The organism is Citrobacter portucalensis, assembly GCF_002042885.1.
Lineage (GTDB): Bacteria > Pseudomonadota > Gammaproteobacteria > Enterobacterales > Enterobacteriaceae > Citrobacter > Citrobacter portucalensis.
Genome location: NZ_MVFY01000018.1, coordinates 30,955 through 43,826, shown reverse-complemented (window position 1 = coordinate 43,826; position 12,872 = coordinate 30,955). Strand labels below are relative to the sequence as shown.

The following is a 12,872-nucleotide window of genomic DNA, read 5'->3' as shown; positions in this document are numbered from 1 at the left end:
TCAATTTAACTTGTCTAGAGTGTGTGGCTATTTATCAGGTCGCACACCAGTAAAAACAAAATATTCGAGGTGAATTTTAATGTTTTCTCTTCTTTGTTATAGGGTATGAACCTGAAAGAATGATCTGTTTGATCTCCATGCAGGTTTTTGTTTCTAAGGAAGTAGGCGTAATGATTACAAATTGCATCAACTACTTCGGCATCATTTCTTTGGTTGTTATTTATTTTATTTGCAATATCATTTATTGTTGTGGTTTTTAGGTTGGAGTCGGTCCAAAAGTTTTTTTCAATATCAACGTTCCTCTGAGACACTTCATTTAATCGAAAGTCTTGATATTGAGTAAGGAAGGTAGAGAAATTATTTTCTCGAGTTTTTTTATTTCCTCGTATGATAAATTTATTCTCTAACATCCTCCGCCACCGAGTGGAATTCGATATATCATTACCCGAAATGGCTTGAACGGCATTTACAGAAAGAGGGTAGTTTGCAGGGTTGCTTATTATCTTCCTCCCCATTTCATTAAGACATTCAGCCTCTTGCTTTTCATTGCTGATGACTCGGTAAATTGAGTTATAGGACTTCCATATCTTTTCGAAAATGTCGTTATTGTCGTCACTACAAAGTGAACGGATTAATGTACTCATAGCGTACAGGTATTTATTACTTTCAGGCGTGGCCTCAAAAATTATTGCCACTTTTGCCTTGTTTATCTTTCTTATATTTGGTGCGTTGTTTGACACGTTGAGATTTCGTATCTCATCACCAGAGTATACTTTCTCGATGCTGTCGTCGTTATTATGACATTCTATTTTCAATATTTTAAATATGTTGCCATTCGCGACGCAGTAATAAATATATGATTTAATTACCTGAAAATAAACCTCGCTTTGGTTATTGGTGAATATTTCATCGAAGTTAGGCTTTCCAGAACGGCTACCGGATATTGTGATGGTATCTCCAGTGATCTCTAGTTTGTCAGTGTGATTTCTGGAGAACTTATATTTTAAATTATGACATTCAGGTACGACGGTTGCTGAGTTGTTGTTGAGCGTAATAACTATTCTAAAAGCAATGCGTTTGGAGTTTCCCATTTTTTGTATCCATTTTTTTAGACTTATATCGATAAAAACCGCCTACAAGTTGTGCTAGCGAAGGTACAGCCCCTAGCCTTTGGCATTCGTAGGTAAATTTAGCATTCTAACGTCTATGACAACATTATCACGCATACAAGAAATTTCACGCCTTCTTCGCAACATGATCCGCACCGGCGTCGTCGTCGAAGTCGACCTCGATGACGGGCGCTGTCGCGTCCAGACTGGCGGCATTGTTACCGACTGGCTTCAGTGGCTGACCACGCGCGCCGGTCGCTCACGTGTCTGGTGGGCTCCGTCTGTGGGTGAGCAGGTTTTACTGTTGGCCGTCGGTGGTGAGCTCGACACCGCTTTTGTGCTGCCCGGTATTTTCTCTGATGACCACCCCGCGCCGTCGGCGTCGGCTGATGCTTTTCACATCACCTTTCCTGACGGGGCTGTTATCGAGTACGAACCGGAGACCGGCGCGCTGACTGTGAGCGGTATTAAAACCGCAGACGTTACGGCGTCGGATTCCATCACCGCGACGGTACCGCTGGTGACGGTGAAAGCCGAGACCCGCATTACCCTCGACACCCCGGAAGTCGTCTGCACCAACAAACTGACGACGACGACGCTTGAGGTACAACAAGGTGGCACCATGCGCGGAAACATCGAACACACCGACGGTACATTTAAATCAAACGGCGTGCAGGTCGACGACCACGGTCACGGCGGTGTGCAAAGAGGTGGAGCCTGGACGGAGGACACGAAATGACGACCCGATATATCGGTATGAACAGAGAGACCGGGCGCACCATCACTGACGCCGATCATATCCGTCAGAGCTGTGGCGATATTTTGCGAACGCCGGTCGGCTCTCGCGTGATGCGCCGCGATTATGGCTCGCTGTTGTTCTCCCTGATTGATATGCCGCAGACCGACGCGCTGAGGCTGCAAATTATGTGCGCCTGTTATATGGCGCTGCTGAAGTGGGAGCCGCGCATCAGCATCAGCTCGTTGACGGTAGAACGTCAGTTTAACGGTCAGATGATTGTTGAACTGACCGGCGAGACCCGGGACACCGGCAAAACCCTGTCACTGACTATCCCTGTGAGTTGAATTTATGGCAACCATCGACCTGAGCCAGCTCCCCGCACCTGACGTTGTGGAAACGCTGGATTTTGAAACCATCCTTGCTGAGCGTAAGGCGACATTCGTGTCTCTTTATCCTGAAGACCAACAGGACGCCATTGCCCGGACGCTCGCCCTCGAGTCTGAGCCGGTGGTGAAGTACCTGGAAGAAAACGCCTATCGGGAGGTTATCTGGCGTCAGCGTGTAAATAATGCGGCAAAGGCGGTCACGCTGGCTTACGCAGAGGGCAACGACCTTGACGTCATCGGCGCAAACTTCAACGTCGAACGGCTGGTTATCACACCGGCTGATAAATCGGCAATTCCCCCGGTGGCGGCGGTGATGGAATCAGACTCTGATTTTCGTCTTCGCATCCAGCAGGCTTTTGAGGGGATGAGTGTGGCGGGCTCAACGGGTGCCTATGAATTTCATGGTCGCAGCGCTGACGGGCGAGTCGCGGATATTTCAGTTATCAGCCCGTCGCCAGCCTGTGTGACGATTTCGGTGCTCTCCCGACATGATAATGGTGCCGCATCCGATGAACTCCTGACAGTCGTGCGTAATGCACTTAATGATGAGAACGTCAGACCGGTTGCTGACCGTGTGACAGTTCAGTCAGCTGAGATTGTTGATTACCAGATTCGGGCAACGATTTTTATCTATCCGGGGCCGGAAAGTGAGCCCATCCGGGCGGCGGCTGAAGCGAAACTAAAAGCCTATATCAGCGCGCAGCACCGGCTCGGGCGGGACATTCGGCTCTCGGCCATTTATGCCGCACTGCATGTTGAAGGGATCCAGCGTGTCGAACTTTCCGCGCCGGTCGCTGACATTGTGCTTGATAAGACTCAGGCGTCATTTTGCAGTGATTATCACATTGCGATAGGGGGCTCTGATGAGTAATGCGCGGCTGTTGCCGGTGGGCTCGTCGCCGCTTGAGGTGGCGGCGGCACGTGCATGCGCGGATATCGAAAACACTCCCGTCCCGCTGCGTCGTCTGTGGAGCCCTGATTCCTGTCCTGCAAACCTTTTGCCGTGGCTGGCGTGGGCGTTTTCCGTTGACCGCTGGGATGAGAACTGGCCGGAAAAGACAAAGCGGGATGTTATTCGCAGCGCGTATTTCATTCACTGCCACAAAGGGACGATAGGCGCGGTCCGGCGCGTTATTGAACCGCTCGGCTACATCATCAACGTGACGGAATGGTGGGAGACCGGTGACCCGGCGGGTACATTTCGTCTTGATATTGGCGTACTGGAAAGCGGCATCACTGAGGAAATGTATTTAGAAATGGAGCGGTTAATTGCTGATGCAAAACCCGCCAGTCGTCATCTGATTGGCCTGAATATTATCCAGGACATTCCCGGTTTTATGTATACCGGCGGTGTGAGCTGTGACGGCGATATTATTACGATTTACCCCGGATAAGTGAGGAATAATGAGCACGAAATTTAAAACTATTATCACCACTGCCGGAGCTGAAAAACTGGCAGCGGCCACCGTGCCGGGTGGTAAAAAAGTCAATATTACGGTGATGGCCGTCGGTGATGGCGGCGGTACGCTGCCGGAGCCGAACGCCGGTCAGACAAAGCTCATTAATGAGGTCTGGCGTCATGCGCTGAATAAAATTAGCCAGGACAGCAGAAACAGCAATTACATTGTGGCCGAGCTGGTTATCCCGCCGGAAGTGGGCGGTTTCTGGATGCGTGAGCTCGGTCTTTATGACGATGAGGGCGCTCTGATTGCGGTCGCCAATATGGCAGAAAGCTACAAGCCAGAACTGGCCGAGGGCTCAGGCCGTGCGCAGACCTGCCGTATGGTCATTATTGTCAGCAGTATCGCCTCGGTGGAATTATCCATTGATTCGACCATGGTGATGGCCACACAGGATTATGTCGACGACAAACTCGCCGAGCATGAAAAATCACGCAATCACCCGGATGCCACGCTGAACGAAAAAGGTTTTGTGCAGCTCAGCAGCGCCACCGACAGCACGTCTGAGGCGCTCGCCGCAACGCCGAAAGCGGTTAAGGCGGCGTATGACCTTGCCAATGGTAAATATACGGCTCAGGACGCGAGCACAGCGCAAAAAGGCATTGTGCAACTCAGTAGCGCGACTGTCAGCAGTGACGAGGCTCAGGCCGCGACGCCGAAGGCGGTTAAAATCGCGATGGATAACGCCAACGCGCGCCTTGCGAAAGACCGAAACGGTTCTGATATTCCTAATCCAGCTTTGTTTGTTCAAAACATTGGTTTGCAGGAAACCGTTAACAAGGCCGCTGGGGCAGTACAACGAAGTGAGGTCCAGACTTCGCAGGATGATGTTACTGTCGGAAAATTGCTGGTTAATGGTAGCGCTATTGCTGTTCGTAGTAGTTATGCTGGCAATGGAGGAGCAATAGACGATACTAATGACCTTCCGGGGAATGCTGTATCGTTTGTTTATGGTGGGGCTAAAAACTCCCCAGCCGGAAATTCAGGGTCAATTCTGGATGTTTCCGGGTTTGGTGGCGGTTATAACATCCAGCTCTTTGCTAATTACACAACAGGCGAAATACTGGGATTCCGCACACGTAATGGCGATAATAAGACATGGCATCAGTGGAATTTTGTATATCACACTGGAAATAAACCAACGCCTTCAGATATTGGAGCGCTGCCAATAACGGGAGGTGATTTAAAAGGGCAACTTTCCTTTTCATTCTTGCAACCCAGGGATGGTGCTAACCATTTAATATACAACGGCGATGATAATGGAGTACTGGCTTGCGGATATGGTTATTATCAGGACCGCTTCGATATCCATTTTTATGATGAAAAAGGTGCTTGGGCCTCAAACCCATTAACCATAGGACGCAATGGTAATACGACAGTTAGCGGGAATTTGTCAGGCCGTGCTGTTTATGAAGGTAACACTCGCGTTTATTCACCCAACAACCCGCAGCCCGTTAGCTTTGAGGGTTATGCAACGCAAAGCTGGGTATTGCAGAACTTTGTCCAGAATATCGACCTTACTGCACCGGCTGAAGTTGGATTCCGGGATGGTTGGGGATATCCACGTGGGACAGATGGCGCAGCTATGTACAACTTTAATATGGTTGGTGGGAGCAGCAACGTCGGTAATTTTATCATTCGTTATATGCGAAAACTTGTGAATAACACCTGGTATGTAATTAATTAAAGGTAAATAAAATGCAACGTTTCGGTAAATTCATCCCGTACACTCCTGACACTACTGACCGACCAAAAATTATAGATGGTCAGAATGTTATGTTTTTGCAGGATGACAAAGGTAATGACTGGTATGACGTTGTTGATTTATTTAATGAATCCACAACACTAAAAATCGGGTATGACGATGATGGTCGTGTAAGAACATTCACGACGAATATTCACGCGCTTTTCCCGGTCAATCTCAGTGTCGTCGAGCTTCCAGCAACAAAAGCTAATCTGCGCGTCACGCTGGGTGATGACTGGTTTTATCAAGACGGGAAATTGCAGCAAATTCGCGACTATCTGGCTGACGCTGAAACAGAACGCAACAGCCGCATGAGTGAAGCAACAGCGCGTATTAACTGGCTGGAGGATGCACAAAAAGATGGCGATATTTCAGCCGATGAAGAACAGGAGCTTACGGAATTACGTGCTTATCGTACCGCGCTGCGTCGTCTGGATCTGAGCACTGCCCCGAAAATAAACTGGCCTGATGCTCTGGCATGATAAAAGCGGGTGAAAACCCGCTGTCTTTTCTCTGGCCGGTTGTGCCAGTCCTTATCCAACCCTGACAAATAGCCCCCTGTAAACGTACACCCGACAATATCACTCACCCCAACTAACGGAGTTAAACGGATGAGTGATTATCATCACGGTGTCGAGGTCGTCGAAATTAACGACGGCACCCGCACAATCTCGACGGTATCAACAGCGGTCGTTGGCATGGTCTGCACGGCCAGCGATGCTGACGCCGGGGCATTTCCGCTCAATGAGCCGGTGCTGATTACCAACCCACAAAGCGCCATCGCAAAAGCCGGTACTAAAGGTACCCTGAAAAAATCCTTACAGCTCATCGCTAACCAGTCAAAACCGGTTGTAGTTGTCGTGCGTGTCGCAGAGGGTACCGGCGACGACGAAGAGGCACAGGCACAAACCATTTCTAACATCATCGGCACCACGGATGAGAACGGCAAATACACCGGGCTGAAAGCGCTGTTAACGGCGAAAGCGGTCACCGGCGTGAAGCCCCGTATTCTCGGTGTGCCGGGTCTCGATACTCAGGAGGTGGCGACCGCGCTTGTATCCGTGGCTCAGAAACTGCGCGCTTTCGCCTATGTCAGCGCGTGGGGCTGTAAAACCATTTCTGACGTCATTGCCTATCGTGAGAATTTCAGCGCGCGCGAACTCATGATTATCTGGCCTGAGTTCCTCGGATGGGATACCACGGCCAGCGCCACAAGGACCAGCTACGCGACCGCCATCGCGCTGGGTCTGCGCGCCAAAATTGACAATGACACCGGTTGGCACAAAACCCTGTCAAACGTCGGCGTCAATGAGGTCACCGGTATCAGCGCGTCGGTCTTCTGGGATTTGCAGGAAAAAGGCACCGATGCCGACCTGCTGAATGAGGCCGGTGTTACCACGCTGATTCGTTCTGATGGCTTCCGCTTCTGGGGTAACCGTAATTGCTCTGATGACCCGCTGTTTCAGTTTGAGAACTACACCCGCACGGCACAGGTCATCGCCGACACAATGGCCGAGGGGCATATGTGGGCGAACGATAAGCCCATTACCGCGACACTGATTCGCGACATTATCGACGGCATCAACGCGAAATTCCGCGAGCTGAAAAGCGGCGGTTACATCATCGATGCGACGTGCTGGTTTGACGAAGAGGCCAACAGCAAAGAATCCCTGAAAGCCGGGAAACTGTTTATCGATTATGACTATACGCCCGTGCCACCACTTGAGCACCTGACCTTACGCCAGCGCATCACCGATAAATATCTGGCGAATCTTATCTCGTCCGTCAACAGCAAATAAGGAGCCTGACAAATGGCATTACCGCGCAAGCTCAAACTGATGAACCTGTTTATCGACGGGGTGAGTTATCTCGGCGTCGTGCAGTCCGTCACGTTGCCAAAATTAACCCGCAAGCTCGAGAAGTATCGCGGCGGCGGTATGAATGGCTCAGCCTCGATTGACCTTGGCCTCGATGACGATGCGCTGTCAGCTGAAATCTCGCTCGGCGGTTTTCCTGATGATGCTGTCTGGTCGTTATATGCCGCCACCGGTACGGCCTCCGTGCCGCTACGTTTTGCCGGCTCTTACCAGCGTGATGACACCGGCGAGACCGTGCCGGTTGAGGTTGTTCTCCGTGGCCGTCAAAAAGAAATCGACCTCGGCGAAGCCAAGCAGGGCGAGGACACTGAGTCGAAAATTTCGCTCGAGTGCTCGTACTACAAGCTGACCCTCAACGGTAAAGATATGGTCGAAATTGACACCGTGAACCTCGTCGAAATGGTGAACGGTACCGACATGCTCGAGGCACACCGACAGAATATCGGCCTGTAATTATTGTTCCGGTCAGCATGGCTGGCCGGGCATCCTGAAACCTGAATTTAACGAGGAATATCATGGAAAAAACTAACGAAAATATCGTCACTCTGATTAAACCCATCAAGCGCGGTGAACAGGTTATTACCGACGTCACCCTGTTAAAGCCGTGTGCCGGAACCCTTCGCGGCGTTAGCCTGGCATCAGTCGCAAATTCTGACGTCGATGCGCTGATTAAAGTGCTGCCACGCATGACCATGCCGTCGCTGACCGAGCAGGAAGCCGCCGCGCTGGAGCTGCCCGACCTGCTGTCGTTTGCCGGTAAGGTGGTCGGTTTTTTGTCACCGAGTTCGGCGGCGTAACCTTCCCGAAAAAACTCTCGGTCGATGACCTGATGGCTGACATAGCGGTCATTTTCCACTGGCCGCCATCAGACCTTTATCCCATGAGCCTGACCGAGCTCGTCAACTGGCGCGAAAAAGCGCTACAGCGAAGCGGAAACACGAATGAGTAATAACCTCAAACTCGAAGTGCTGCTGAAAGCTGTCGACCAGGCGACCCGACCCTTTAAAGCGATCCAGACGGCGAGTAAATCGCTGTCTGGTGATATCCGCACGACTCAGCAATCCCTGCGTGATTTGAATGGTCAGGCATCGAAAATCGACGGTTTTCGTAAAACCAGTGCGCAACTGGCGGTAACCGGTCAGTCGCTGGAAAAAGCAAAACAGGAAGCTGAAGCGCTGGCGGTGCAGTTTAAAAATACGGAACGGCCAACAGCGGCACAGGCCAGAGTGCTGGAGTCAGCGAAACGCGCGGCTGATGGGTTACAGACGAAATATAACAGTCTCACGCAGTCAGTTAAGCGGCAACAGGCCGAGCTCGGTAAAGCGGGGATAAATACCCGCAACCTGACGAATGATGAAAACCGCCTGAAAAATAATATCAGCGAAACAACCGCACAGCTTAACCGCCAGCGTGAAGCACTGGCGCGCGTCAGCGCGCAACAGGCGAAACTGAGTGCAGTACAAAAACGCTATCAGGCAGGGAAGGCTCTGGCAGGGAATGCCGCCTCGATGGGCGCTGCCGGGGTAGGTATGGCAACAACAGGTACTCTCGCCGGTGTTGCACTAATGAAACCCGGTTATGATTTTGCTCAGAAAAACTCTGAGCTTCAGGCTGTTCTCGGCGTCGAAAAAGATTCAGCTGATATGGTGGCGCTCCGCAAACAGGCGCGTCAACTCGGTGATAACACAGCCGCGTCGGCTGATGATGCTGCCGGTGCTCAGATTATTATTGCAAAAGCCGGTGGTGATACCGCTGCTATTCAGGCGGCTACGCCAGTGACGCTTGATATGGCGCTCGCAAACCGTCGAACGATGGAAGAGAACGCCGGGTTATTGATGGGGATGCGCTCTGCATTCCAGCTCTCAAACGATAAGGTCGCCCATATCGGTGATGTTCTGTCGATGACGATGAACAAAACCGCCGCCGACTTTGACGGCCTGAGTGATGCGCTGACCTATGCCGCGCCGGTGGCGAAGAATGCCGGGGTCAGTATCGAAGAAACAGCCGCAATGGTCGGCGCACTGCATGACGCCAAAATTACAGGCTCGATGGCGGGTACGGGGAGCCGCGCTGTGTTAAGTCGCCTACAGGCTCCTACGGGAAAAGCGTATGACGCTATTAAAGAGCTCGGCGTAAAAACGGCTGATGGTAAGGGGAACACGCGCCCAATATTTACCATCCTGAAAGAAATGCAGCGGAGCTTTGAGAAAAATAATCTCGGTACCGGTCAGCGCGCTGAATACATGAAAACCATATTCGGTGAAGAGGCAAGCTCAGCTGCTGCTGTATTAATGACTGCAGCCTCAAGCGGTAAGCTGGACCAGCTTACCGCCACGCTTAAAGCATCTGACGGTAAAACGGCTGAGCTCGTCAAGGTCATGCAGGACAACCTCGGCGGCGACTTTAAAGAGTTCCAGTCAGCTTATGAGGCGGTCGGAACAGACCTGTTTGACCAGCAAGAGTCATCCTTGCGTAAGCTGGTACAAACGGCGACCGGGTATGTTTTAAAACTTGATGGCTGGATACAAAAAAATAAATCACTGGCGACGACGCTTGGGGTTATTTCAGCGGCGGCTATCGGTGTTGTGGGGGTTATAGGGGCAATCGGTCTTGTTGCGTGGCCGGTTATTATCGGTATTAACGCCATCATCGCTGCTGCTGGCGCACTTGGTGCTGTCTTTACGACAATCAGTGGCGGAGTTGTCGCCGCAATCGGTGCTATTACGTGGCCGGTCGTGGCCGTTGCGGCGGCGGTTGTCGCTGGCGCGCTGCTGATTCGCAAATACTGGGAGCCTGTCAGCGCCTTTTTCGGTGGTGTTATCGAGGGGCTGATGAGCGCCTTTGCGCCGGTCGGGGAAATGTTCGCGCCGCTGGCACCCGTCTTTGACTGCCTCGGGGAGAAACTTCGCGGCGTCTGGCAGTGGTTTAAAGACCTGATAGCGCCGGTAAAAGCGACTCAGGACACGCTGAACAGTTGCCGTAACGTCGGTGTCATGTTCGGTCAGGCGCTGGCTGATGCGCTGCTGATGCCGCTTAACGCCTTTAACAAGCTGCGAAGCGGGATTGACTGGGTGCTCGAAAAGCTCGGGATTATCAACAAAGAATCCAGCTCGCTTGACCAGACCGCGGCGAAAGCCAGTGCGGCGACGCAGAACAGCTACAGCCCGGCTATCAGCTCTTACAACAGCTATCTGCCGGTCACGGCGCCCGCCGGTAAAACCTACATCGACCAGAGTCGGCCAACCTATCAAATCAACGTGCCGGGAAACGGTATGCCGGGCGGTCGTTTAGGTAATGATTTGCAGGATGCACTAGAAAAATACGAGCGTGAGAAACGCGCCAAAGCCCGCGCAAGCATGATGCATGACTAAGGAGGCCGATTATGATGCTGGCACTAGGTATGTTTGTTTTTATGCGTCAGACGTTGCCCTATCAGAGCATGCAGCGCAGCGCGGATTATAGCTGGGCGTCAAACTCCCGCATCGGGAAGCGTGACGCTTTTCAGTATCTCGGTGAAGGGGAGGACAAAATCACCCTGAGCGGTGACCTTTATCCTGAGCTGACCGGCGGCAAGTTTTCGATGCTGACGCTTTATGCGATGGCCGAGCAGGGGCGAGCATGGCCGCTTATTTCAGGCTCAGGCTGGATTTACGGGATGTTTATTGTCAGCAATGTCTCGGAGACCGGCACGGTATTTTTTGAGGACGGGTCGCCACGAAAAATCAGCTTCACTCTGTCACTGACCCGTGTCGATGAATCGCTCGCGGCGGTCTATGGCGATATCGGAAAACAGGCCGAGAGTCTGGTAGGTAAAGCGGGCGATCTGCTGTCTAAGGTGGGGGCTTAATCATGCTGGATATTATCACCGGCGCGGGGGGCACACTGACGCCCGATTTTATGCTGACACTGGAAAGCAAAGATATCACCGGCAATATCAGCGACCGGCTGATTAATCTCTCGATGACGGATAACCGGGGCTTTGAAGCTGACCAGCTCGATATTGAACTCGATGATTCTGACGGGCTTGTCGCGCTGCCGATTCGCGGCGCGGTGCTGTCATTGTATCTCGGCTGGAAAGGCTTCGCGCTCGTTGGTAAGGGGCGATTTACCGTCGATGAGGTGGAGCACCGGGGGGCACCGGATACGGTGACCATTCGCGCCCGTAGCGCTGATTTTCGCGGAACGCTCAATTCACGCCGCGAGGAATCATGGCACGACACCACACTCGGCGTTATCGTCAGCGCGATAGCCGTTCGGAATAAATTAACGGCCAGTGTCGCGGATTCTCTTGCCGGGATAAAAATTCCGCATATCGACCAGTCGCAGGAATCCGACGCTGTTTTCCTGACTCGCCTCGCGGAACGCAACGGCGGCGCGGTATCGGTCAAGGCGGGTAAATTGCTGATGCTCAAAGCGGGAAGTGGTACGACGGCCAGCGGAAAAGCTATCCCTCAGATTACTATCCAGCGCAGTGACGGCGACCGGCATCAGTTTGCTATTGCTGACCGTGGTGCTTACACGGGCGTAACGGCTAAATGGCTGCACACCAAAGACCCAAAACCGGCGAAGCAAAAGCAAGCGGTGAAGCTGAAGCGCAAGCCAAAAGAGCAACACCTCCGGGCGCTACAGCACCCGAAAGCAAAAGTCGTGAGCAGTAAAACCGCAGCGAAAAAGAAGAAAGAGCAGGAAGCCCGCGAGGGTGAATATATGGCCGGTGAGGCTGACAACGTTTTCGCACTGACGACCATTTACGCGACAAAGGCGCAAGCGATGCGCGCGGCTCAGGCGAAGTGGGATAAATTACAGCGTGGCGTTGCGGAGTTCTCAATCACGCTGGCAACTGGTCGGGAAGATATTTATCCCGAAATGCCGGTCAGGGTCTCGGGCTTTAAGAGCGTCATCGATGACCAGTCGTGGATAATCAGTAAGGTGACCCATAATCTAGGCGGGAATGGCTTCACGACGACTGTAGAGCTCGAGGTCATGCTTTCTGGCATAGAATATGAGTCGGAAGAAAATGGTTCTCAAATGGTGAATAACTGAGTATTATTAATTCACTTTTTGTGAGTGCGTGGGGGGTGGCATGTTCCATTGTCCAAAATGCCAGCATGCAGCGCATGCTCGTACCAGTCGCTATCTTAGCGAGAATACTAAAGAGCGTTATCATCAATGTACGAATATTAATTGCAGTTGCACATTCGTAACGATGGAGTCTGTAGAACGTTTTATCGTTACACCGGGAACAATAATTCCGGCGCCACCTCACCCGTCGGTGAGTGGTCAGCGGCCATTGTGGCTCTGATAAATTTTCTTTAAAGACCCGCCGCGCGCGGGTTTTTTTATGTGCTCATGAAAGTGGTGGTAAAAAATCCACCGCCATTTCATCGCCACTCGAAAACAAGATAACAAAAAAGCCACTCGCTAGAGTGGCTTAATTATATGATTATAAAGCTAAAATTTGGTGGCCCCTGCTGGACTTGAACCAGCGACCAAGCGATTATGAGTCGCCTGCTCTAACCACTGAGCTAAGGGGCCGTGGCGGTGGATTATAAAGTAA

At 51.7% G+C, this 12,872-nt stretch carries 15 protein-coding genes and 1 tRNA gene; 14 read left to right on the top strand and 2 right to left on the bottom strand.

The annotated features are described in order from the left end of the window. Positions 1 to 14: 14 nt before the first annotated feature. Complete coding sequence (locus tag BZK40_RS21010; protein ID WP_079935228.1) at positions 15 to 1,091, bottom strand: hypothetical protein; 1,077 nt, start codon at positions 1,089 to 1,091, stop codon at positions 15 to 17. A 115-nt stretch (positions 1,092 to 1,206) separates the two neighbouring features. On the opposite strand from BZK40_RS21010, the gene BZK40_RS21005 reads away from it, so the two are divergent. From BZK40_RS21005 to BZK40_RS20940, 14 genes are all read left to right on the top strand, one after another. Then, positions 1,207 to 1,848 (top strand): phage baseplate assembly protein V, encoded by a 642-nt coding sequence (locus tag BZK40_RS21005; protein WP_079935227.1) that lies wholly within the window; start codon positions 1,207 to 1,209, stop codon positions 1,846 to 1,848. Continuing rightward, positions 1,845 to 2,192 carry a GPW/gp25 family protein gene (locus BZK40_RS21000; protein WP_023223227.1) on the top strand — a complete coding sequence of 116 codons (348 nt, stop codon included), beginning with the start codon at positions 1,845 to 1,847 and terminating at the stop codon, positions 2,190 to 2,192. The genes BZK40_RS21005 and BZK40_RS21000 overlap by 4 nt, the downstream gene beginning before the upstream one ends. Before the next feature lie 4 nt (positions 2,193 to 2,196). After that, positions 2,197 to 3,105 (top strand): baseplate assembly protein, encoded by a 909-nt coding sequence (locus BZK40_RS20995; RefSeq protein ID WP_079935226.1) that lies wholly within the window; start codon positions 2,197 to 2,199, stop codon positions 3,103 to 3,105. After that, positions 3,098 to 3,628, top strand: a complete 531-nt coding sequence (locus BZK40_RS20990) for a phage tail protein I (protein WP_079935225.1) — start codon at positions 3,098 to 3,100, stop codon at positions 3,626 to 3,628. The genes BZK40_RS20995 and BZK40_RS20990 overlap by 8 nt, the downstream gene beginning before the upstream one ends. 10 nt (positions 3,629 to 3,638) lie before the next feature. Continuing rightward, entirely contained in the window at positions 3,639 to 5,381 is a 1,743-nt protein-coding gene (locus BZK40_RS20985; RefSeq protein ID WP_079935224.1) for a phage tail protein, read from the top strand. A gap of 11 nt (positions 5,382 to 5,392) precedes the next feature. Next, positions 5,393 to 5,920, top strand: coding sequence for a tail fiber assembly protein (locus BZK40_RS20980; RefSeq protein WP_079935223.1), 528 nt, complete (start codon positions 5,393 to 5,395; stop codon positions 5,918 to 5,920). A 129-nt stretch (positions 5,921 to 6,049) separates the two neighbouring features. Further along, positions 6,050 to 7,237, top strand: a complete 1,188-nt coding sequence (locus BZK40_RS20975; protein WP_079935222.1) for a phage tail sheath protein — start codon at positions 6,050 to 6,052, stop codon at positions 7,235 to 7,237. Positions 7,238 to 7,249: 12 nt separating this feature from the next. Continuing rightward, a complete protein-coding gene (locus BZK40_RS20970) occupies positions 7,250 to 7,768 on the top strand; it encodes a phage major tail tube protein (RefSeq protein ID WP_079935221.1) in 519 nt (172 codons plus the stop codon). A 62-nt stretch (positions 7,769 to 7,830) separates the two neighbouring features. Beyond that, positions 7,831 to 8,112: a phage tail assembly protein gene (locus tag BZK40_RS20965; RefSeq protein ID WP_079935220.1), complete on the top strand. Its 282-nt coding sequence runs from the start codon at positions 7,831 to 7,833 to the stop codon at positions 8,110 to 8,112. A gap of 32 nt (positions 8,113 to 8,144) precedes the next feature. Further along, the gene (locus BZK40_RS20960; RefSeq protein ID WP_079935219.1) at positions 8,145 to 8,264 is read left to right on the top strand and encodes a GpE family phage tail protein; all 120 of its coding nucleotides are present in this window, start codon (positions 8,145 to 8,147) and stop codon (positions 8,262 to 8,264) included. After that, the gene (locus BZK40_RS20955; protein WP_079935218.1) at positions 8,257 to 10,686 is read left to right on the top strand and encodes a phage tail tape measure protein; all 2,430 of its coding nucleotides are present in this window, start codon (positions 8,257 to 8,259) and stop codon (positions 10,684 to 10,686) included. The genes BZK40_RS20960 and BZK40_RS20955 overlap by 8 nt, the downstream gene beginning before the upstream one ends. A gap of 11 nt (positions 10,687 to 10,697) precedes the next feature. After that, positions 10,698 to 11,162 carry a phage tail protein gene (locus BZK40_RS20950; RefSeq protein ID WP_023252154.1) on the top strand — a complete coding sequence of 155 codons (465 nt, stop codon included), beginning with the start codon at positions 10,698 to 10,700 and terminating at the stop codon, positions 11,160 to 11,162. Between the two features lie 2 nt (positions 11,163 to 11,164). After that, on the top strand, positions 11,165 to 12,358 hold the full coding sequence (locus tag BZK40_RS20945; RefSeq protein WP_079935217.1) for a phage late control D family protein: 1,194 nt from the start codon (positions 11,165 to 11,167) through the stop codon (positions 12,356 to 12,358). 40 nt (positions 12,359 to 12,398) lie between these two features. Further along, positions 12,399 to 12,617 carry a DNA-binding transcriptional regulator gene (locus BZK40_RS20940; RefSeq protein WP_023223216.1) on the top strand — a complete coding sequence of 73 codons (219 nt, stop codon included), beginning with the start codon at positions 12,399 to 12,401 and terminating at the stop codon, positions 12,615 to 12,617. Positions 12,618 to 12,774: 157 nt separating this feature from the next. Here the strand turns inward: BZK40_RS20940 and BZK40_RS20935 are convergent. Continuing rightward, a tRNA-Ile gene (locus tag BZK40_RS20935) sits at positions 12,775 to 12,850 on the bottom strand. Between the last annotated feature and the right edge of the window lie 22 nt (positions 12,851 to 12,872).